General features: G+C 58.5%; 19 protein-coding genes. All 19 read right to left on the bottom strand.

Features of this window, described 5'->3' with window-relative positions:
- Positions 1 to 34: 34 nt before the first annotated feature.
- The 19 genes from mnmE to Q8Q08_06395 all read right to left on the bottom strand — a co-directional run bounded on the left by mnmE (position 35) and on the right by Q8Q08_06395 (position 19,685).
- Complete coding sequence (gene mnmE, locus Q8Q08_06485; GenBank protein MDP2653662.1) at positions 35 to 1,456, bottom strand: tRNA uridine-5-carboxymethylaminomethyl(34) synthesis GTPase MnmE; 1,422 nt, start codon at positions 1,454 to 1,456, stop codon at positions 35 to 37.
- A gap of 17 nt (positions 1,457 to 1,473) precedes the next feature.
- On the bottom strand, positions 1,474 to 2,826 hold the full coding sequence (locus tag Q8Q08_06480) for a folylpolyglutamate synthase/dihydrofolate synthase family protein (protein MDP2653661.1): 1,353 nt from the start codon (positions 2,824 to 2,826) through the stop codon (positions 1,474 to 1,476).
- Between the two features lie 125 nt (positions 2,827 to 2,951).
- Positions 2,952 to 4,508, bottom strand: a complete 1,557-nt coding sequence (purH, locus tag Q8Q08_06475; GenBank protein MDP2653660.1) for a bifunctional phosphoribosylaminoimidazolecarboxamide formyltransferase/IMP cyclohydrolase — start codon at positions 4,506 to 4,508, stop codon at positions 2,952 to 2,954.
- A 22-nt stretch (positions 4,509 to 4,530) separates the two neighbouring features.
- Positions 4,531 to 5,052, bottom strand: a complete 522-nt coding sequence (locus tag Q8Q08_06470; GenBank protein ID MDP2653659.1) for a type 1 glutamine amidotransferase domain-containing protein — start codon at positions 5,050 to 5,052, stop codon at positions 4,531 to 4,533.
- A gap of 12 nt (positions 5,053 to 5,064) precedes the next feature.
- Entirely contained in the window at positions 5,065 to 5,214 is a 150-nt protein-coding gene (gene rpsU, locus Q8Q08_06465) for a 30S ribosomal protein S21 (GenBank protein ID MDP2653658.1), read from the bottom strand.
- 246 nt (positions 5,215 to 5,460) lie between these two features.
- Positions 5,461 to 6,651 (bottom strand): KamA family radical SAM protein, encoded by a 1,191-nt coding sequence (locus Q8Q08_06460; protein ID MDP2653657.1) that lies wholly within the window; start codon positions 6,649 to 6,651, stop codon positions 5,461 to 5,463.
- Positions 6,652 to 6,685: 34 nt separating this feature from the next.
- Positions 6,686 to 7,726, bottom strand: a complete 1,041-nt coding sequence (locus Q8Q08_06455) for an ATP-grasp domain-containing protein (protein ID MDP2653656.1) — start codon at positions 7,724 to 7,726, stop codon at positions 6,686 to 6,688.
- Positions 7,727 to 8,017: 291 nt separating this feature from the next.
- Positions 8,018 to 8,680 carry an endonuclease III gene (gene nth, locus Q8Q08_06450; protein ID MDP2653655.1) on the bottom strand — a complete coding sequence of 221 codons (663 nt, stop codon included), beginning with the start codon at positions 8,678 to 8,680 and terminating at the stop codon, positions 8,018 to 8,020.
- Positions 8,670 to 9,350, bottom strand: coding sequence for an NAD(P)H-hydrate epimerase (locus Q8Q08_06445; GenBank protein MDP2653654.1), 681 nt, complete (start codon positions 9,348 to 9,350; stop codon positions 8,670 to 8,672). The genes nth and Q8Q08_06445 overlap by 11 nt, the downstream gene beginning before the upstream one ends.
- Positions 9,351 to 9,514: 164 nt before the next feature.
- A complete protein-coding gene (gene era, locus Q8Q08_06440) occupies positions 9,515 to 10,444 on the bottom strand; it encodes a GTPase Era (GenBank protein ID MDP2653653.1) in 930 nt (309 codons plus the stop codon).
- Complete coding sequence (locus Q8Q08_06435; GenBank protein ID MDP2653652.1) at positions 10,441 to 10,722, bottom strand: hypothetical protein; 282 nt, start codon at positions 10,720 to 10,722, stop codon at positions 10,441 to 10,443. Before Q8Q08_06435 ends, era begins: the two co-directional genes overlap by 4 nt.
- A gap of 17 nt (positions 10,723 to 10,739) precedes the next feature.
- Positions 10,740 to 11,645 (bottom strand): PfkB family carbohydrate kinase, encoded by a 906-nt coding sequence (locus Q8Q08_06430; GenBank protein MDP2653651.1) that lies wholly within the window; start codon positions 11,643 to 11,645, stop codon positions 10,740 to 10,742.
- Positions 11,646 to 11,754: 109 nt separating this feature from the next.
- Positions 11,755 to 12,174: a secondary thiamine-phosphate synthase enzyme YjbQ gene (locus tag Q8Q08_06425; GenBank protein MDP2653650.1), complete on the bottom strand. Its 420-nt coding sequence runs from the start codon at positions 12,172 to 12,174 to the stop codon at positions 11,755 to 11,757.
- 149 nt (positions 12,175 to 12,323) lie between these two features.
- Positions 12,324 to 15,146 (bottom strand): M1 family aminopeptidase, encoded by a 2,823-nt coding sequence (locus tag Q8Q08_06420; GenBank protein ID MDP2653649.1) that lies wholly within the window; start codon positions 15,144 to 15,146, stop codon positions 12,324 to 12,326.
- 19 nt (positions 15,147 to 15,165) lie between these two features.
- Positions 15,166 to 16,269 (bottom strand): M48 family metallopeptidase, encoded by a 1,104-nt coding sequence (locus Q8Q08_06415; protein ID MDP2653648.1) that lies wholly within the window; start codon positions 16,267 to 16,269, stop codon positions 15,166 to 15,168.
- Complete coding sequence (locus Q8Q08_06410; protein ID MDP2653647.1) at positions 16,266 to 16,649, bottom strand: hypothetical protein; 384 nt, start codon at positions 16,647 to 16,649, stop codon at positions 16,266 to 16,268. The genes Q8Q08_06415 and Q8Q08_06410 overlap by 4 nt, the downstream gene beginning before the upstream one ends.
- A 10-nt stretch (positions 16,650 to 16,659) precedes the next feature.
- The gene (locus Q8Q08_06405) at positions 16,660 to 17,814 is read right to left on the bottom strand and encodes an aminotransferase class I/II-fold pyridoxal phosphate-dependent enzyme (GenBank protein ID MDP2653646.1); all 1,155 of its coding nucleotides are present in this window, start codon (positions 17,812 to 17,814) and stop codon (positions 16,660 to 16,662) included.
- A 5-nt stretch (positions 17,815 to 17,819) separates the two neighbouring features.
- Entirely contained in the window at positions 17,820 to 18,302 is a 483-nt protein-coding gene (locus tag Q8Q08_06400; GenBank protein MDP2653645.1) for an Lrp/AsnC family transcriptional regulator, read from the bottom strand.
- A gap of 351 nt (positions 18,303 to 18,653) precedes the next feature.
- Positions 18,654 to 19,685: a hypothetical protein gene (locus Q8Q08_06395; GenBank protein MDP2653644.1), complete on the bottom strand. Its 1,032-nt coding sequence runs from the start codon at positions 19,683 to 19,685 to the stop codon at positions 18,654 to 18,656.
- Positions 19,686 to 19,847 lie beyond the last annotated feature (162 nt).

Below are 19,847 nucleotides of genomic sequence, written 5' to 3'. Positions count from 1 at the left end.
CCTGGCCGTTTCCCGCATTCCGATTTGCGCCGCTTCACTTACCGATACAAAAATCCGAAAAAATCCTGTCCAGCAGATCCGCGTCCACGTTGCGCCCCGTGATGCTGTCCAGCGCGTTGACCGCCGTTTTGATCTCCTCCGAAACAAATTCCGCGGACAGGCCCTGTTGCAGAAGGTCCGCGGCCTTGCCCGCCGACGCCCGGCACGCGGTCAGCGCCTGGATGTGCCGGACATTGCTCACCAGCACGCCGCCGGCATCGGCCGGCTCGCCGCGCAAAACAGCGCTCCCAATGGCCTCCTCCAGGTCCTCAATCCCGGTCTTCTTCAGCGCGGAAACGGCCACGGCCCTGCGTCCCGGGAAGGTCTTCTCCAGCTCGTCCGACGGGATATTGCGCCCGAGATCGCATTTGTTCAAGACCGCGACCGCATTCTGCCCCTGGACCGCGTCGATCATGGACTTGTCCTCCGCCGTCATCTCTCTGCTGGCGTCCAGGACCAGCAGGACCAGATCGGCGCTTTTCATCAACAGACGGCTGCGGCGGACGGCCTCTTCCTCGATCATGTCCCGCGGCTCCAGGATCCCGGCGGTATCAACGAGCCGCAAGGGAATGCCTTTGATCTGCGCGGATTCCTCGATCGGGTCGCGCGTCGTTCCCGCGATGGGCGTGACAATGGCGCGGGATTCCCTCAAAAGGACGTTGAGCAGGGACGATTTCCCGACATTGGGCTTTCCGCAAATAACGATCTTCATGCCGTCGCGCAGGATCTTGCCGTGCCCGGATGTCTGGAGAAGTTTGCCGATCCGGGCCTCGGCCTCGGACAGCGCGCGCCGCAGGGCCTCTTTCCCGGCGGAATCAATGTCGTCCTCTGGAAAATTCAGGACCGCTTCCAGTTCCGTGTAAACCGTCATCAGCCGTTCCCGGATGCCTTCCAGCTCGGAGGACAACTCCCCTTTGAGCTGGTTCGCGGAGACGCGCAGGAAAGTTTCCGTCTTGGCGTTGATGATGTCGAGCACCGCTTCGGCCTGCGTGAGATCGATCCGGCCGTTCAAAAATGCCCTTTGAGTGAACTCGCCCGGCTCGGCCAGCCGCGCCCCGTTCTCCAGGGCCAGGGTCAGGATCGCTTTCAGGGACACGGCGCTGCCGTGACAGCTGATCTCCACCACGTCCTCGGCCGTGTAACTGCGGGGCCCGCGCATGACGGTCAACAGCACTTCGTCAACGATGTCCATCTTCCGGCTTCTGACATCTGACATCTCACTGTTCCTCACGATCCAGCCGTAATGAACGGTGGCGGATTTAAATTCGGCGACGCTCCTCCCGCTCTTGGCGGAAAAGATCCGTCCGGCCACATCCAGCGCCTGTCTCCCGCTCAGCCGGACGATGCCGATCCCGCCGGTCCCCATCGGCGTGGAGACCGCGGCGATCGTGTCGTCAGGATTTCTCAGTTGATACATGCCTCACCCTTTCATTCTCAAAAATTCAAAAAGTGCGTCCGGATTTCCGCGGCGATGAACACCGAACCGGCCGCCAGAATGACCCCGCCGGAACCGGCCTTGCTCACGGCCAGGGACGCCGCCTGGGACGGATCATCGGCAAGGCTCGTTGTCTTGCCGGGAAACCATCGTTTCAGTTCATCCCCGGTGAACGCGTGCGCCCGGGGATGACGGGAGCGCGTGGCGATGACGATATCAGAAATTTTCTGGAATTCCGCGCACATCCCCGCGATGTCCTTGTCCGCGGACACGCCGAGGATGAGGACCGGACGCCGTCCCGGCAGCAGTTCAAGGACGGTCTTGACCAGGACCTGGACGGAGGCCGGATTGTGCGCGCAGTCCACGATCGCCAGAGGATCACGGTGGACCACTTCAAACCGGCCCGGCCAAACCGCGTTCCGGAGTCCCTCCTCCACGGCTTTGGGACTGACGCGGAAGCCCGCATCACCCAACAATTCTACCATACCCACGGCCATGGCCGCATTGGCGGCCTGATGGTGGCCGGCCAGCGGGATCGAAACGTTCCGATACTCGCCCCGGGGCGTTGTCACATCCAGCGACTGATGTCCCAAAAGTTTTTCCCGGATCTCAAAACGGATATCACGTCCCACCAGCCAGGGGCTCACCCCGATCTCCCGGCAGCGGCCCAGGATCACCTCCATGGCTTCGTCGGACTGCGGAGCGATCACCGCCTTTTGCCGCGGGGTCTTGATGATCGCCGCCTTTTCCGCGGCAATGGCCGGGATCGATCCGCCCAAGAATCCCTGATGGTCCAGGCTGACCGGCGTCAATCCGCAGACATCGGCGTCAACGACATTCGTCGCGTCCAGCCGCCCGCCCAGGCCGGTTTCCAAAACCACCGCGTCTGTTTTGCTCCTCCGGAAATATTGCAGGGCCACGACGGTCAGCGCTTCAAAATACGTCAAACCGGCGGGCTGGCGGAACTTTTCCAAAATGAGCCGGACCTCCGAGACCACGTCCGCGAGCTCTTCCTCGCTGATGCAGTCCGGGAACAGGTCTCCCGACGGCTCCCGGGCCTGCGGCTTCAGGAGGCGGATCCTCTCCCGCAGGTCGAACAGGTGCGGCGACGTGTACAGCCCCGTCCGGTATCCGGCGGCCCGGAGGATTGACGCGGCGAAGGCGCACGTCGAGCCCTTGCCTTTCGTGCCGGCCACGTGCAGACAACGCAAGGAACGGTGAGGATCGCCCAGATGAGACAAAACATCTTCAACGCGCTTGAGTTGAAAATCGGCGGATGAGGCCGTGAGGGGCCGGGATTCGTAATTGGTGAAGGTGTCGAAGTAAGATCTGATTTCGCGAGGGGTGGGCATGGTTGGGATTGACCACGGATGCTTCAACCATTACCCCGCATGATTTGCTGGCGCAAATCAAAACTGCGGGGCTAATTCGCACGAATGACTTACGTTCGCCTACGGCTCCGCAAGTCATGTGCTTATTAGTGTTTAAAATGCCTGACGCCCGTCATGACCATGGCGATGCCTTTGCGGTCCGCTTCCTTGATCACTTCGGGGTCGGCGATGGATCCGCCGGTCTGGATGATCGCGCGCACGCCCGCCTTGGCGGCAACCGTGACGTTGTCGGCTTTCGGCAGGAATGCGTCGGAAATAAGCACGGAGTTTTTCGCGTCTTTTCCGGCTTTCTTGACGGCGATCGCCGTGCTTTCCACGCGGCTGGTCTGGCCGCAGCCGATGCCGACGGTCCGGCAGCCCTTGACGAGGATGATGGCATTCGAGCGGATGTGCTTGATCATCTTCCACCCGAACATCATGGAGGCCAGCTGGGCCTTGGTGGGTTTCGTTTTGGTCGCGACCTTGAGGTCTTCGGGCCGCAAATGCTTCTCGTCCCAGGCCTGCAGCAGGAGCCCGCCGGTCACGCGTTTGTAATCGTATCCCTGATGGCGCAGGTCTTTGAGTTTCACCTGTGTCAGACGGAGGTTCTTTTTGTCCGTCAGAAGCTTGAGGGCTCCGGGCTCATAGTCCGGGGCGATGATGCATTCCATGAACCCGCTCTTGAGGATGGCCTTGGCCGTGGCCGCGTCGACGGCGCGGTTGAGGCCGATGATGCCGCCGAACGCCGAAAGAGGGTCGCACTTCCAGGCGAGCTCATAGGCCCTGGCCAGGTTCTCGTCCTGCGCGACTCCCGTCGGGTTGTTGTGCTTGATGACCACGGCCGCCGGTTCCTCGAAGTCCTTGATGACCTCGGCCGCGGCGTTCAGGTCCAGAAGGTTGTTGAACGACAACTCCTTGCCGTGCAGCTGCTGGATCTTGGCCAGCCCCAGGATCTCGTCCTTGTCCCGGTAAAACGCGGCCGACTGGTGGGGGTTCTCCCCGTAACGCAGGTCCTGGACTTTCGTGAACCGCAGGGTCAGCTCTTTCGGCAGGCCGGAAAAGCTGTGGCCCTTGAGCCGGTTGTTCAGAAAATCGGAAATGATGCCGTCATACCGGGCCGTCATCTGGAACGCCTCGGCCGCGAGATTCATCAGGACCGAGTCGGACAAAAGCCCGCTGTTGGTATCGAGCTCCTTCAAAATCTCTTTATACCTCTGGGGATTGCACACCACGGCAACACTTTTGAAATTTTTCGCCGCGGAGCGCAGCATGGAAGGCCCGCCGATGTCGATGTTCTCCAGCGCCTCGTCCAGGGACACGGTGTCCTTCTGGCTCACGCGCTCGAACGGATACAGGTTCACCACAACCATGTCGATCAGCCCGATCTGGTGCTTTTTGAGCTGCTCCATATGGGAGGGGTCGTCCCGCAGGGCCAGGAGCCCGCCGTGGATCGAAGGGTGCAGGGTCTTGACGCGGCCGTCGAGGATCTCGGGGAATTTCGTGTATTCGGAGACTTCCTGGGCCGGGACGCCGGAATCTTGCAGCATCTTGGCCGTGCCTCCGGTGGACAGGATCTCCACGCCGGCGGCCTTCAGCCCGCGGGCGAACTCCACGATCCCGGTCTTGTCGGAAACACTGATAAGGGCGCGCTTGACTTTGATCATAAGGGGAAGGGATTAAAAAATGTCAGTTTTTTTCGAGGAACGTGATGATCTCCTGCATGAACCTGGGCAGATCGTCGGGCTTGCGGGCGGTGATGAGGTTCTTGTCGACCACGACTTCCTGGTCGAGATATTTGGCTCCGGCCGCGATCATGTCGTCCTTGATCGCGGAAAAGCACGTGGCCTTGTTGCCCTTCAAAACGCCGGCGGAAACGAGCAGCCAGCCGCCGTGACAGATTGAGGCGACCAGCCGGCCGTCCACATAAAGCCGTTTGACGAAATTTACGATCTTTTCATGGCGGCGCAGGAAGTCCGGGGCCCAGCCGCCGGGGATGATGACGCCGTCATAATCCGTGACTTTGATCTTTTCGATCGAATTGTCGACCTTGGCGGGATACCCCTCTTTGCTGGGGTAGGTCTCCCGGGTGCCGCTGCCGATCAAGTGAACCTCGATCCCGGCCTCCCGGAGGCGCAGAAGCGGATACCAGACCTCCAGGACCTGGTACTGCTCCTCAACCAAAATCGCCACACGCTTTTTGCCCGGCATGACGGATCCCTGTTATTTCTTGCGACGCTTGCGTTCGGACGGCTTGGAATAGTAGCGGCGCTCTTTGAGCTCGACGAGAAAGCCTTCCTTCTGGCACTGCTTCTTGAAGATGCGCATGGCCTTCTCAAAGCCGTTTTTGTCCGTAATTTTGACTTCGACCATTTCTGTAATCACCCGCCTTTGCGATGGATTTGTGGTGAAACTGCCTGTTAAAGGATTTATTATATTACACTTTCCCTAAATGTAAAGTGCCATCTCTGGTCCCCCCTCCTCAACCTCGCAGGTTGAGGCGACTCTCAATCTGCGAGGCTGGGATAAGGGAATGAGAAAAAAAGCCTCTTCTCTGTAAGGAGAAGAGGCAAAATAATCCCTGCCGGTGGCAAATCTAATCCTGGAAAATCGACAGGGTTACGGGTCGTAATACGTGTACTGCTCGCCCGCGTAATTGCGGATCGTGTACTTCCCGTCCGCGTGGGCCACGACGTAATTGGGATTGATCGGGATCTTCCCGCCGCCGCCGGGGGCGTCGATGACATACGTGGGGACCGCGTAGCCGGTGGTGTGGCCGCGCAGGTTTTCCATGATGTTGATGCCGACGGAAACGGGCGTGCGGAAATGCTTCGACCCAAGGATGGGATCGCACTGATAGATGTAATACGGCCTCACGCGGATCTTCAAGAGCTCATGGAAGAGCTTTTTCATCACCGCCGGGCTGTCGTTGACGCCTTTGAGGAGGACCGTCTGACTGCCCATCGGGATCCCGCTGTCGGCCAGGAGATTGCAGGCGTATTTGACGCGCGGTGTGACCTCCTTCGGATGGTTAAAATGGACGCTCATCCAGATCGGGCTGTATTTCTTGAGCATCTTCACCAGGTTGGGCGTCACCCGCTGGGGCAGGGTCACGGGGATGCGCGTGCCGATGCGGACGAATTCCACGTGCGGGATCGCCTTCACGTTCTTGATGATGTATTCCAGCAGATTGTCCGCCAGGGTCAGGGGATCCCCGCCGGAAATCAGGACGTCGCGGATCTTCTTGTGCTTGCGGATATAATCGAAGGCGGCCTCATAGGTCGCGGTGCTCAGGGTCCGGTTGCCGTCGCCGACCATGCGGGAACGGGTGCAATAACGGCAATACATCGCGCACATCTCGTTGACCAGAAACAGCACGCGGTCCGGATAGCGGTGCACCAGGCCGTGGACCGGGGAGTTCTTGTCCTCGCCGCACGGGTCGGACATCTCTTCCGGCGCGGTCTGGAGCTCATAATCCTGCGGGACGCTCTGCAGGCGGATCGGGCATTTCGGATTGTCGGGATCGATCAGAGCCGCGAAATACGGCGGGATGGACATCGTCAGCTTGCCGCCCGCGCCGTCGATGCCGCGCGTTTCCGCCGGCGTGAGCTTCATCAGCTTGGCAATGACCTCTTTGGTCCGGATCCGGTTGCGGATCTGCCAGCGCCAGTCTTCCCAGTCCAGCGCCGTCGCGCCCTTGAAGTGGCTCAGGACCCTCTGCTCATCCTCGCTCAGGGGGATCTGCGGTTCCGCGACAAGATGGCTGGCGGACAAGGCAATATCTTTATCCAAGGTTCCGATGGGGTTCATTTTCGCTCGCCCTCGCTTTTTTCAAAATGGATCGTTATCGGTTTCTCGCACTTCCCACCGACGATACCTGCTTCTCGTTGTCCCCGGTCATGCCGTAGCGTTCCAGCGCGTTGTTGATCACCTGATTGACCGTTTTCTCGTATGTGGAGCCGAGGACCTGTGGGAATATATTAAAAACGTCTTTTTTGGCCAAAGACGGCAAAGGGTTGATCTCCAGGACATAGGGATTCTCCTGGTCGTCCACACGGAAATCCACCCGTCCGAAATCCAAACATCCGAGCGACTGATAAGCCCGCACGGACCAATCCTGCAGCCTGCGCTCCAAAGCGGCGGAAATGGGAGAGGGGCAAACGTACCCGAGCCCGTCATAGCTCAAGCGGGCGTGGGTGTAAAAATTGTCTCCCAGGTTCACGCTGCCGTCGAGATGCACCTGGCAGACCGGCATGGCCTGGGGGTTCTTGTTCCCCAGGACAGCGACCGTGAATTCCGTCCCCCGGATAAATTGCTCGACGATCGCGGCCTGCTGATACTTCGTATAGATCCACCCCACCTGGCTCTTCAAACTCTCGTGGTCCGTGACGCGGGATTTTTCGCTCAGCCCTTTGGAAGACCCTTCGTGCTTCGGCTTGACGATCAAAGGGAATCCGATCGTATTCAGCGCCTTGAGGTCGTCCCACGGATAGGCCTCGAAATAGGCGGCCGTCGGGATCCCGTCGGCGATGAAGCATTTCTTGGCCACGATCTTGTCCAGAGAGATCCCCAGCGTCAGGGCGTCGGACCCGACATACGGGATCCCGTACATCTCGAGGATCGTCGGGACCTGCGACTCCCGGTTGCGTCCCGTGTACCCTTCGCAGATGTTGAACACGAGGTCCACGCCGAGATCCCCGATCTGCGCGAGAAGATTGCGGGCGTTCCCGATCCTCTTGACGCGGTGGCCGCCGGCCTCGATCGCCTGGCAGACGAAATCCAGGGTTTCGCCCGTATCCAGCTCCGCGTTGGCGTCCGGCGGGTCGTCAGGACTGAACTGCCAGTCCGACTTCAGATCATATGTGATTCCGATGATTTTTCCCATTTTTCGCACAAAAAAAAGGAACCCCGCGTTGCTTCAAGGTTCCCTCATCCGCTCCGATTATTGCAATTTGATAAATCTCCTTTGAATTTCTTGTGGCCCGTCTTTTTTCCGGTCACTTTTTCCGTCGGGCAATAAAAGCGTTTTATTTAAAAAAATTTTTATTCAAGAATTCTTTATTCTGTCAATTTTTTATCATACCCCCGTATGATTGTCAAGAAATATTAAGCAAAATTCACATAAAATATTATTATTCTCGCGCCAAAACCCCTGAAACTCAAAAAGAAAGGACATTTACCGCCTTGTCCCGACCCCTCTCCTCTGGCAAAATCCGGAAACCGGGCACCGGGAGCACAGCGGTGAGACCGGCTTGCAGACGTTCTGCCCCCAGAGGACAAGAAGCGAGTTGTATTCCATCCAGTATTCCGCCGGGAGCTTGGCGCGCAGGGCCATTTCCGTTTCTTCCGGGTTTTTCGTTTTCACATAGCCGAACCGGTTGGAGATCCGGTGAACGTGCGTGTCCACGCACATCGCGGGTTTCTGAAATCCCTCCGTGAGAACGAGGTTCGCCGTCTTGCGGCCGACCCCCTTCATCGTCATCAAGGTCTCGATGTCGTCCGGCACGCGGCCGCCGAATTTCTCCAGGATGTCCCGGCATATCCCCAGGATCACCCTCGCCTTGGTTTTGTAAAACCCGACGGGATAAACGGCCTTCTCGATCTGTTTGGGGGTGAGCTTGAGCATTGTCTGCGGCGTGTCGGCCAGGGCGAACAGCCGCTCCGACGCGGGCAGGGTGGTCTGGTCTTTGGTGCGCAGGCTCAAAATGCAGGAAACAAGCACGAGGAAAGGACTCTTCCACCGTTTCCCGACCAGGGTCACCGACGGGTCCGGCAGGTCCTTGAGCGCCAGGCGCAAGCGGCCCACGACGTCATGGATATTGATATTATTAACGGCCATGCCATGCTTCCTTTTTGATTTTCCCGGGGATGCCGATGTCGGCGACGATGACGCGGCCTGTGAACGCCGGGCCTTGCCCTAAGGTGAAACCTTTTTTCGGAGAACTGAACGTCACGGTCTTACGGGCCTTCACGCAAACGCCGTAAACCTGTCCTGTCGTGCCGTCCAGACCCGAGGGGATGTCCGCGGACACGACATATTTTCTCGCGGCATTGATCGCTTCGATCGCGGACCGGAACGGCCCGGTGATCTCGCGGTTCAGCCCGACGCCGAAGATCGCGTCCACGATCACGTCGGCCCGGCGGATTTTATTTTCAAATGCCCGGGGGTTGCCCGAAAACGGCAGGACCGGAAACCCGCACGCCTTGAGGATCCGGAAATTCACCGCGGCATCTGGTTTCAACCGGTCCGGCGGTCCGATCAGCCAGATCTCCGTCTGAACGCCGGCGTTGAGCAGGTGCCGGGCCGCGACAAACCCATCGCCCGCGTTGTTGCCGGCCCCGCAAACGACCGATACCCGGCGGCGGGCACGCAAAGACTTCATCGTTTCCACGGCCACGGCCCGTCCGGCATTCTCCATCAAAATCAGCGACGGGATGCGATAGCGTTCAATGGCCAACCGGTCGAGTTCTTGGATTTGCGCGACAGTGCAGGCGGGGAATAATTTCATTATGATTTATCTGCTGTAGCCCTGCTCCGTCAACGTTCGCTCGCAGGCTCGCTCACCGGAGCAGGGCGAATGGTTTGGCCCCTCTGGGCCAAACCACCCTGAGCGAAGCCGACGGGTTCGCACTCATCATTTACGTCGTCCTGCGGACTCCGTAAATGATGTGCTCATTCGCCATAATATCCGAGGTCGAACAGCACCGAATCATTGTCCCGCCAGTTCTTTTCAACCTTGACGTAGATCTCCAGAAAAACTTTGGTGCCGATCAGCTCCTCGATCTCCCGGCGGGCCTGGGTCCCCACTTTTTTAAGGACCTTCCCGTCCTTGCCGATCACGATCATTTTCTGAGACTCTTTTTCGACCATGACCAGGGCTTTGATGTGCGTCAGCTTGTCGCTGCGGGGCTCCATGTGCTCGATAAAGACCGCGATGGAATGGGGAAGCTCCTGGCGCAGGATGTTGAGAAACTTTTCCCTGATCAGGTCAGAGATCATCATCTTCTGCGGGACGTCCACCACCATGTCGTCGGGATACAGCGCTTCGCCTTCCGGAATACGCTCAAAGAGAAGCGATAAAAGATCGTCCGTGTTGACGCCGGTCTTGCCCGAAAGGATGATCGGCATCAGGTTGCCGATCTCTGTCGCGGGCTTGCCTTTGACTTTTTCCCACAGCTCGATGTACTCGTGGGTGAACTTGCCCTTCAGATCGATCTTGTTCAACCCGAGGAGGACCGGGCCCTTGACGGTCCTCAGCCGCCGGACAAGCTCCTCTTCCTCCGGCCCGACCGGCTCGCTGGTGTCCACCAGGTGGATCACGCAGTCCACGTCGTGCATCGTCTCCAGGGAAGATTTCTTCAGGAAGTGGTCCAGTTTGTCCCGGCCCGGGACCAGGCCGGGCGTGTCGATGAAAACGATCTGGCCCCTCTCGTCGCGGTAAATCCCGCGCACCTTGTTGCGCGTGGTCTGCGGGACCTTGGAGACGATCGCCACCTTCTCGCCGACCAGGAGGTTGAGCAGAGTGGATTTCCCCACGTTGGGCCGGCCGACGATGGACACCATGCCGCTGCGAAACGATTTCTTCTCCGGGGCTTCGCTCATGGGGCCACCGGCCCCGGCCCCTTGCGGAACCGCAGGGTGGCGAGCACCACGGTCGTGAACAGGACCGTGTTCATGATATTGAAGACCCTCCACGTGGCGTCCGGCGACTTGAGCCCGGCGGGAAACATGAGAATGATGCAAATCCACACGCCCACCGCCCAGGCCAGACTGATGTCCTGGGACGATCTCCGTTTGACGATCCTCCAGACCAGGGGAATATTCCACAGCGGCAGGACAACCGCCGCGACAAATCCGATTTTTTCGATCCAACCGTCCACGTTCACGTCCTTTCGATTCAAACCACAGAAATAAACTTTGTAAAATCCTTCAGCCGGTCCTGCACTTCGCCGATGGTCAGATGCGCGGTCCGTTCCATGCCGAACCCTTCGACATTGAATGAGGCCAGCACGGTGGCGTGCAGGACCGCTTTTTTCAGGGCCGTCCGCGTGAATTTCTTCACGCCGGTCAAATATCCCATCAGCCCGCCGGCAAAGGTGTCTCCCGCGCCGGTCGGGTCCACCACTTGTTCGATCGGGTAGGCCGGGAAGGAGAACATGAAATCATCGCTGTAAACCAGAACGCCGTGCTCGCCTTTTTTAATGACGATAAGCTTCGGCCCGCACTGGCGCAGGCGCCTGGCCGCGCGTATCAGATTATCCTCCTCGGAGAGGGCGCGCGCTTCCGCGTCATTGGCCACGAACAGGTCCACCTGCTTCATCAGCTTCAGCAGGGACTGCCGTTTGGTGTTGATCCACAGGTTCATGCTGTCCAGTCCGACCAGTCTCGGTTTTTTCAGCAACGGAAGCAATTGCGCCTGCACGTCCGGGTCATAATTCCCCATGAATATATAGGGAAACTCGGCCTGGGCCGGATGGATCTCCGGGACATACGTCTGCAGGACGCCCAATTGCGTCTGTAAAGTCAGGGCCGTGTTGAGGTCTTCCTTCTTATATTCCCCTTCCCAGCGGAAGGTGGTGCCGTCGACCTCTTTGAGGGACGAGGTGTCCAGTCCCTTCTTTTTCAGGAATTCCAGCTGGGCGGCCGGGAAATCCTTGCCCACCCCGGCGACCAGATGAACGTCGGTGAAAAGCCGCGCGGCCATGGAAAAATGCGCCGCCGATCCCCCCAGCATGTCATTACGGTCGCCGGAAGGCGTTTTGACGTTGTCCAAAGCCACGGTGCCGAAAACCAATAGACTCATTGTTCAGCTCCTTTTATAAGCGGATAGCGTAAAGCGTTTAGCGTATAGAAAATCTTAAATCCAGAATCTGCCCCTATTCGCTATACGCTGACCGCTAAACGCTTTTCTTTCATTCCCCAATAACCTTTACCAAGGCGCGTTTATTGCGCCGCCCATCGAACTCGCCGTAAAAAATCTGCTCCCACGGCCCGAAATCCAGTTTGCCGTTGGTCACCGCCACCACGACCTCGCGGCCCATGATCTGGCGCTTCATGTGCGCGTCGGCGTTGTCCTCGCCGGTGTTGTTGTGCCGGTATTTCGAGACCGGCTCGTGCGGGGCCAGTTTCTCCAGCCACTCGTCGTAATCGTTCAGGAGGCCGTCCTCATCATCATTGATGTAAACGCTGGCCGTGATGTGCATGGCGTTGACCAGGCACAAACCTTCCTTGATCCCGCTCTTGTCGATGACCGCCTGAACCTTGTCGCTGATGTTGATATACGCCCGCCGGGTCTTGGTGTTGAACCACAATTCCTCGCGATAGGATTTCATGTTTCACCTCATGGCGTTTGAGACGGTTGGGAGAGTGTGTCCCAGGCGAGTTCCGCAGCCCGAAGCTTACCCGCAGCTTTTATTTAGAAAAAGCTGAGGAGCGAGGACTGTTTGAGCAGGGGACACACTCTCCCAACCGTCGTCATTTTCTAAAAACTATGATTCACCCCGAACCAAAACCGGGGATCGTCCTCGTCGTCATCGCTGATCGCCTGGGCCACGTCGGCGCGGATCACGGCTTTTTCCAGAAGAGATCCGAAGTTGACCGTCATGCGGAGCCCCACCCCGGCGTCCCTCTTTAAAGACGAATTTTTGAATTCCGAGAACCAGCTCTGCCCGGCGTCGGCGAACACCACGCCGCCGATCGATTCAATGCCGATCAAATTATCAAAAAAATGCAACTTCAGGTTGTCCTTCACCGGGAAACGGTATTCCACGCTGCCCAGAAGCGCGTTGGCGCCGCGCACGCTTTTCAATTCATACCCCCTCAAGCCGTCCATCCCGCCGAGATAGAACAACGCCTTGTCGTCCGGATGCCCGGCGCCGGCCTTCAGCCGGCCGGCCAGCCGCGAGCGGGGCGTGACCGCTTGATACACGCTGACATCCGCCGCCTCGCGGAAAAAATATTGGGTCGCGCCCCAAAAATGCCCGGCGTTCTCCGCGAACACATCCAACTTGTACCCGCGCACCGGTTCGGGCGACGGCCCGGAGCGGTCCAGATGCAGCGCGACGCCGGCAATGGACTCGTTGCGGCGGCTGTAATCGATATTGCGCCCGTCCTCGCGACCGGAGATGATATCGGCTCCGTCGTTGATGTTGCGGTTGCGCAGGAGGTATAACGAAACATGGTCATTCAGGTCCGCCACGTTGTACGGGGCCGGCCACAGCTCGCGGCGCAGATACACCTTGCCGCTGGCAAGGTCATCCTGGCCGTTCTCATAGTCCTTGGTGTTGGAGATCTCGACCCCCGCGCTGGTCTGGCTCTCGAAGATATTGTTCAACCGGTAACCGACGCGCGAGTGGTGCAGCTGTTCGCCGAACTCGTAATCCGTGCCGGCATAAGCGATGTAATCGAACGGTTTCTGGAACGACGCTTTCAGCCCCAGGCCGTTGGAGATCTCCGGGCCCACGACAATGTTGTAGGAATCCTCCGGCATCAGCGCCGGGATCTCATAAAGGCCCAGATACAACGGCACGGGCCGAAGGTGGAATTTCCTCGGCCAATGGTCGTTGGTCCGGTCAATGTCGAGCAATTTATCTTTCGGGTCCAGCTGCAGGCGCTTGACCGGCTTTTTGTCCTCGAGGACGATCACCTCATTTTTGCCCTGCATGTCCACGTCATAGATCTTCTGCGTCCCGTCCCGGAAGTCCACCTGCATCTGCAACGGCATCCGGATCCCGCCTTTTTCCCGGATTGTGATCTCCTTGCCGTCCACTTTGGCGATGGCATAATCCAGTTTCTCGTCCGAATAGAGCCACGGCTGGAAGAACCAGCCCAGGTCCCGGCGGCTTTCCTCCTGGCTGATACGGATGAATTCTTCGATGCTCAAATTCTTGAAAGCGTATTCCTTGAAGACCCTCTGAAAGATCCGGTCAAAGGCCTCCTCGCCCACAACGCCCTTGAGCATCGCGGCGATCCCCGCGCCCTTGCCATAGGTCAGCGAAAAAATGCTGCTGGGCTCGCTGAAGCTGGCCAGGTCGCTGACCACGGCGTGATCATACCCTGTCCGGGTGATCATTTTATAACGGACATCACGCGTCCGGCGGAAGGTCAACTCCGGCACGGTCCACGCCCAATCCGAGAACCAGGCAGGATACTCCAGGACCGACGCGTTGCGGCCGTATTTTGATTCCAGATATTCCAGGACGAAATACGAGTTGATCCCCTCCTCCAGCCACATCTCGGTGTATTCGTTGATCCCGACCAGGTTGTAAAACCACTGGTGGCCGGTCTCATGAGAAACCAGAAAATCGAAATACCGGTCCAGAAAACCCGGCATCTCAAAAGCGCGGGTGTCGATGAAAACCAAATTCGACATCTGCTCTCCGCCGTAGCCCAGGTGGACGGGCGCCACGCTGAACTCGGGATAGGGATACTGGCCGAACTTCTTTGTGTAAAACGCCATCATGGATTTCGCGTACGACAGGGCCTTGCCCGCCGCAAAACGCCGGCCCGGGAGATAATACACCTTGATCTTGATCCCCTCCCATTCCTCCTCCACGACGTCATACTGCGGGCTCATGGCGATGGTAAATTCGCGCACCGGCTGCGGGGTGGAAAGCGAAATGGTTTTTGTGCCGTCGCCGTTCTCGCGGCTGGAACCCGCAACACCCGTGTGAGCGGCCGTCTGATCGGCCGGGACCGTCAACTCGACGTTATAAAGGGACGCCTCGCTGAAGAACGGCCGGTGGAACGGATAAAACGGATAATTGTTCCAGCCCTTGCCGTTATACACCGAAAGGATCGGATACCAGCGGGACAGCTTGATGATCTGCTCGTGCCAGCCGAACCGGCCGTACGCGTGCGGCAGGGTGAGGTCATAATCCAACTGCACCGTGACGGACTGCCCGGGAGAAAGCCTGCGGTCCAATGTCACCTTGAGCAGGGTCTCGTCCTTGCCCTCCACCGCGAACGGCAACGCGCGGCTCCCGGACGTGACCGACCGGATCTCAAGCCGGCTCTGCTGAAAGTTCTCCGGATAGGGATTGATCTTGAAATATCCGCCATAACGAAAAACAAAATCCTGTTCTTTTTTTGTATACCGGCGGTTGGCGTGGATCTGAAAATACAGGGCATCCGCATCGCCCGGGCCGGGGTTGGTGAACACAACCGTCTGGGAGGCCTCAACCTTTTTTTGAGCGGCGTCGACACGCGCCCGGATATCGTAACGGGGCGGCTCCGAAGCGCCGGCGGAAGACGCGGCAACGGCCCATAACAAACCAGCCACCAAAGAAAAAATACGCGAATTCACAGCGGAATCCTTTCTGCGGCTAAGACATTTTGAATTGCTGCGCGAACCGGATCCTCTCCCCCACGGGAGGATGATCGTAAAACATCATGACATCGAACCACGACGGCTCAAAATCCGCCAGGTTCAATTCTCCGAGCTTTTTCATCATGGAAATAAAATCGTCCGTCCGGCGCGTGAGCTCGAGGCTGAACCGGTCGGCCCGCGTCTCGATCCGCCGGCTGAAGGCGTTGGCCAGGGGCGCCGTGACGAGTCCGTAGAAATTGGCGGCCAGCGCCAGAACCGGGAAATACGCGATGTCGTCCAGCCGCTGCGCCCCCAGGCGGGGCAGCAGCTCCCGCAATAACATGTCCAAAAGATAAAAACCCAGAAACGTCAGTGCGGTGTTGAACGCCAGGATCTTCAGGATGTCCTTGTGCTTATGGTGCCCGATCTCATGGGCCACAACCGCCTCGATCTCGGCGGGGGTGAAATTCGCCACCAGCGTGTCGCTCAACACCACCCGGCGGCTTTTGCCCAGCCCGCAGACAAAGGCGTTGGCTTTCTTGGTCTTGGTCGAAAGATCGATCAGGTAAACGTCCTTTAGCTCGACCCGGCAGCGCGTGAACAGGTCCCGGATCCTGGCGCGCAGGTCCGTGTTCTCGACAGCGGAATATTTGAAAAAAAGCGGAATGATATACTGCGGAAATATCCGCGCCAGGAACAGGGCCACAAAAAGCCAGAAAACCGCGGCCCAGATCCACCACGTCGACGGGAAGCGGCCCAAAAACGCGTAAAGGACTTCCACAAGGACCAGCATCACGGCAAAGCCCAAGGCGGACTGCTTCAGGTCGTCTTTCCACCAGCCGAAAAAGGTCTGGTTGGAAAGCCGGAAGCTGTGCTCCAGGATAAACCCGAGAAAAAAACGGAGAGGAAAATGCAGGAGGGACATCCCGGCCGCCAGGACCGTGATGTAGATCGCGTTGATGACGGCCTGGTGCGAGGAAAATTCGGCGGCCCCTTCGCGGACCATCAGGGAAAATCCGCCCGCCATCAACAGCCACACCACGGTATCCAGGGTCCAGCCGGCATAGGCGCACATTTTACGCGCGCGGTGATACTGTCGAACTGTGTCGGAGGTCGTCATGGGTTTTTCGGGCGAGAAAGGTCCTCGAGATAACGGCGGAAGCGGGTGTCCTGCAACAGGAGATCCAGGTCCTTGTCGCGCAGGAGATGCCCGAAATCGTCGTAACCGGACTGGATGGCCAGCTTCATGACCTGAAACGCCTCATCCACGTTACCCAGCAGGGAATAACTGCACGCGAGGTTGTAAAGGACGGTCGGGTCTTCCGGCCGCATCCGGGCCAGCCGCTTGTCGATCTCGATGGCCTTGGTGTGCAGGCCCTTTTTGGTATAAAGATCTCCGACGGCGACCAGGGCCTCCAGGAAATCCGGATTTTCGGCAAGGATCTTTTCGCAAAAGACGATCTCAAAATCGATGTTTTTGTCTTCCCGCTCGCTTCTCATCAGGTTCCGTTCAGGGCTTCAGATAACTCTTGATCCTGGCGATCGCTTCTTTGAGATTGTCAAAGCTCGAAGCATAGGAGATCCGCACGTGCCCCTCTCCGACCGGGCCGAACGCGACGCCCGGGACAAGGGCCACCTTCTTCTTGTCCAGCAGGCCTTTCGCGAACTCCATGGACGTCTGGCCCGTGCCGCGGATCGACGGAAAGACGTAGAACGCCCCTTCCGGCATGTGGCAGGGCAGGCCGATTTCGTTCAGGGCGGCCACGATATAACGCCGCCGCCGGTTATATTCCTTTTTCATCTCGGCCACGGCCCGGGCCCCGTTCTTGAGCGCTTCGACCGCCGCCATCTGGGCGGTGATGGACGCGCACAGCATCGTGTACTGGTGGATCTTGGTCATGCCCGCGATGATGTCGGCCGGCCCGCAGGCCCACCCCAGCCGGAAGCCCGTCATGGCATAGGCCTTGGAAAAACCGTTCAGATAGATGACGCGGTCCCTCATCCCGGGGATGGAAGCGAACGGCGTGTGGTCGAAATCATACGTCAGCTCGTCGTAAACCTCGTCCGTGATGATGATCAGGCCCCGTTTCTTGGCGACCCGGGCGATGGCGGTGAGTTCCTGGCGGTTGTAAGACGCGCCGGTCGGGTTGGCGGGATAATTGATCATGAGCGCCCGGACGCCCTTGACGCAGGCGCGGTCGATCTGTTCGGGAGTGAGCTTGAACCCGTTTTTCAGGTCCGTCCTCAAGAAAACCGGCTGGCCGCAGGCGAGCTCCACCACCGGGCCGTAGGAGACATAGCACGGCTCGGGGATGAGGACCTTTTCGCCGGGGTTCAGGATCGCCCGGACGGCCAGGTCAAGCCCTTCGCTCACCCCAACGGTGATAAGGCATTCTTCCTCCGGGTCATAACCGGTGCCGTAGCGGTTCTCCAGAAAGCGGGTGATGGCGCGGCGCAGTTCGATCATGCCCTTGTTGGAGGTGTACGAGGTATAGCCCTGCTCAAAGGACGTGATCGCTTTCTCGCGGATGTGCCAGGGCGTGACAAAGTCCGGCTCCCCCACGCCCAGCGAGATGACGTCCTTCATGCCGAGGACGAGATCAAAAAAGGCGCGGATGCCCGACGGCGCCATTTTCTCAACAATTTTTGAAATGCGGGAATCCATGGGGTCTAAAATGAAATATTCGGCCGTTTGCCTTTGGACGATTTTTTGAACGTGCGGCCGCTTTCCTTGTATTTCTTCAGCATAAAGTGGGTGGTCGTGCCCCGGACGTGCTCCAGCGGGGACAGTTTGGACGCGATGAAGTGCGACACCGTCTGGATATTGTCCCCCTCCACGATCACGAGGAGGTCATACGTCCCGGACACCAGGTAACAGCTGACGACCTCCGGGAAGCTGTAGATCCGCTCCGCCACGTCGTCGAAACCGGCGTCCTTCTGCGGGGCTACGCTGACCTCGATGAGCGCCCGGACGATGTTGTTCTCGCGCGCCTGCTCCTGGTTGATGATGGCCGTATACTGGACGATGATCCCGTCGTCCTCAAACTTCTTGATGGCCTTTTTGACGCCGGCCACGTCTTTGCCCAGCATCTTGGCGATGTCCTCGGGCGAGGTGCGCGCGTCTTTTTTAAGGATCTCCAGGATCTCATCCATGTCGGGCTCCCTTTCTCTGAAGTGTTCCGAAAAACAGCCGAATGCCGTCGAATTGAAAAATTATTATAACGCAAGCCGGGCGGTTAGACCATAGAAATTAATGAGCCCCAAACTTACGGAGCCATAGGCGAACGTAAGTTTGCCGGGCGCCTGCCGGCAGGCAGGAATTAACCCCGCAGGTTCCCGCCGAAGGCGGGATGCGGGGGGTCATAATCCTTACGCAGTAAACATAAGTTGTTGCATGAACCGCAGGCCCTGCGGAGCGCGAGCTTGCGAGCGAACGTTTGCGAAGCAGGGTCACGTTTAACTGATTTTTAGAAAACAGCTGTATCGGAACACCAGGGTGGGAAACTACTCGGTGGCGGGCGCGTCCGCTGCTTTGATCTCGTCGATCCGCTGCATGAGGTCCTGGACCTTGCTGCGCAGGATCTGATTCTCGGCGTCGAGCTTCATGATCTCGCTCATCAGATTGCGCTTATTTTCCAGCACGAGCGAGGCCTCGGCCACGGATTTCCGGATGGATTCCAGTTCCTTGGTCAGTTCCGCGACCCGGACTTCGAGCGATCTTTTTTCTTTGACGATATCCGCGGGGATCCGGGAGGACTCGGCGGCCAGCTGGGCGTTGCCTCTGCGCAACGATTCGTTCTCCCTCTCCTGCGCCGTCTTTTTGGCGGTCAGGTCGTCGATCCGGGACTGCAGTTCGCGCTTTTCCTCGGAAAGACGGGAGGCGCTGTCCTGGGCCTCCCGGAGCCGCCTGCGGTCTTTTTCAAGCTCGGCGGTGAGGGTCCGCTCTTCGTCCTCATAACGGGACAATTCCGCCCGCATCTTTTTGATCTCTGCATCCTGGAGCTCATCGGCGTCCTCGCCGGAGGCTTCCATCAGGCGCACATCCAAAAGGAGCTCACGCTTTTGCGTCTGGAGGTCCTCGATCTGCTTCTGACGCTCGCGGCTCTGGTCGTCAAGTTCCGTCAGTCTCGCCCTCAAGGGCTGGTTGCGCTCTTCCCAGGAGGCGGCCTGGGCCTCCAGGGCGCGAATCTTGCTCTCGGTGTTGCTCATGGCGGCACGCTGTTTTCCCTCGCGGGACTGCAGCGTTTTCTGCTCACTCGCGAGCTTGACGTTCTGGGTCTTCAGCTCATTGTATTTTTCCTGCATGCCGCCCAGCTTCTCCTTAAGGAACTCATATTCCTTGTTCAATTCCTCGTTTTCCTTGACCAGGCCATTGGTCTGCTTCTTGATGTCCTGCAGGGTTTTCTGCCACTCGATCTCCTGGGCCGCGGTCATCCCGTCGGAATACAGCTCCTCCGCCGGCAGGTCTTCGGCCAAAACCGTTAGACACCCCCAAGCGAACAAAACTGTTAGGAAAACCGCGAAAAATTTTCTCATGGCATTCATTATAACGGCATCCGCAGCGCCCGGCAAATGGAAACTCATGAATCTATTGAGCCCACGGCTTTTAAGCCGTGGGCCTTGGGCGGCTCTGCCGCCCGGCGGAATCCCGCCCAGCCCCGCTGTCTTTCAATTTGAGGAAGAAGGGGCTGCGGACGG

The organism is Candidatus Omnitrophota bacterium, from assembly GCA_030688425.1.
Lineage (GTDB): Bacteria > Omnitrophota > Gorgyraeia > Zapsychrales > JANLHA01 > JAUYIB01.
Note: the sequence above shows the minus strand (reverse complement) of the source record. Positions and strands in the feature narration are given on the sequence as shown.

Bases quoted from the DNA above. Each gene is read 5' to 3' on its own strand.
- Q8Q08_06430 (MDP2653651.1), bottom strand. From the start codon at position 11,645: ATGAGTCTATTGGTTTTCGGCACCGTGGCTTTGGACAACGTCAAAACG.
- Q8Q08_06395 (MDP2653644.1), bottom strand. From the start codon at position 19,685: ATGAGAAAATTTTTCGCGGTTTTCCTAACAGTTTTGTTCGCTTGGGGG.
- Q8Q08_06410 (MDP2653647.1), bottom strand. From the start codon at position 16,649: ATGAGAAGCGAGCGGGAAGACAAAAACATCGATTTTGAGATCGTCTTT.
- era (MDP2653653.1), bottom strand. From the start codon at position 10,444: ATGAGCGAAGCCCCGGAGAAGAAATCGTTTCGCAGCGGCATGGTGTCC.
- Q8Q08_06470 (MDP2653659.1), bottom strand. From the start codon at position 5,052: ATGCCGGGCAAAAAGCGTGTGGCGATTTTGGTTGAGGAGCAGTACCAG.
- nth (MDP2653655.1), bottom strand. From the start codon at position 8,680: ATGGCCGTTAATAATATCAATATCCATGACGTCGTGGGCCGCTTGCGC.
- Q8Q08_06400 (MDP2653645.1), bottom strand. From the start codon at position 18,302: ATGGATGAGATCCTGGAGATCCTTAAAAAAGACGCGCGCACCTCGCCC.
- rpsU (MDP2653658.1), bottom strand. From the start codon at position 5,214: ATGGTCGAAGTCAAAATTACGGACAAAAACGGCTTTGAGAAGGCCATG.
- Q8Q08_06460 (MDP2653657.1), bottom strand. From the start codon at position 6,651: ATGAACCCCATCGGAACCTTGGATAAAGATATTGCCTTGTCCGCCAGC.
- Q8Q08_06425 (MDP2653650.1), bottom strand. From the start codon at position 12,174: ATGAAATCCTATCGCGAGGAATTGTGGTTCAACACCAAGACCCGGCGG.
- Q8Q08_06405 (MDP2653646.1), bottom strand. From the start codon at position 17,814: ATGGATTCCCGCATTTCAAAAATTGTTGAGAAAATGGCGCCGTCGGGC.
- Q8Q08_06445 (MDP2653654.1), bottom strand. From the start codon at position 9,350: ATGAAATTATTCCCCGCCTGCACTGTCGCGCAAATCCAAGAACTCGAC.
- Q8Q08_06415 (MDP2653648.1), bottom strand. From the start codon at position 16,269: ATGACGACCTCCGACACAGTTCGACAGTATCACCGCGCGCGTAAAATG.
- Q8Q08_06480 (MDP2653661.1), bottom strand. From the start codon at position 2,826: ATGCCCACCCCTCGCGAAATCAGATCTTACTTCGACACCTTCACCAAT.
- mnmE (MDP2653662.1), bottom strand. From the start codon at position 1,456: ATGTATCAACTGAGAAATCCTGACGACACGATCGCCGCGGTCTCCACG.
- purH (MDP2653660.1), bottom strand. From the start codon at position 4,508: ATGATCAAAGTCAAGCGCGCCCTTATCAGTGTTTCCGACAAGACCGGG.
- Q8Q08_06455 (MDP2653656.1), bottom strand. From the start codon at position 7,726: ATGGGAAAAATCATCGGAATCACATATGATCTGAAGTCGGACTGGCAG.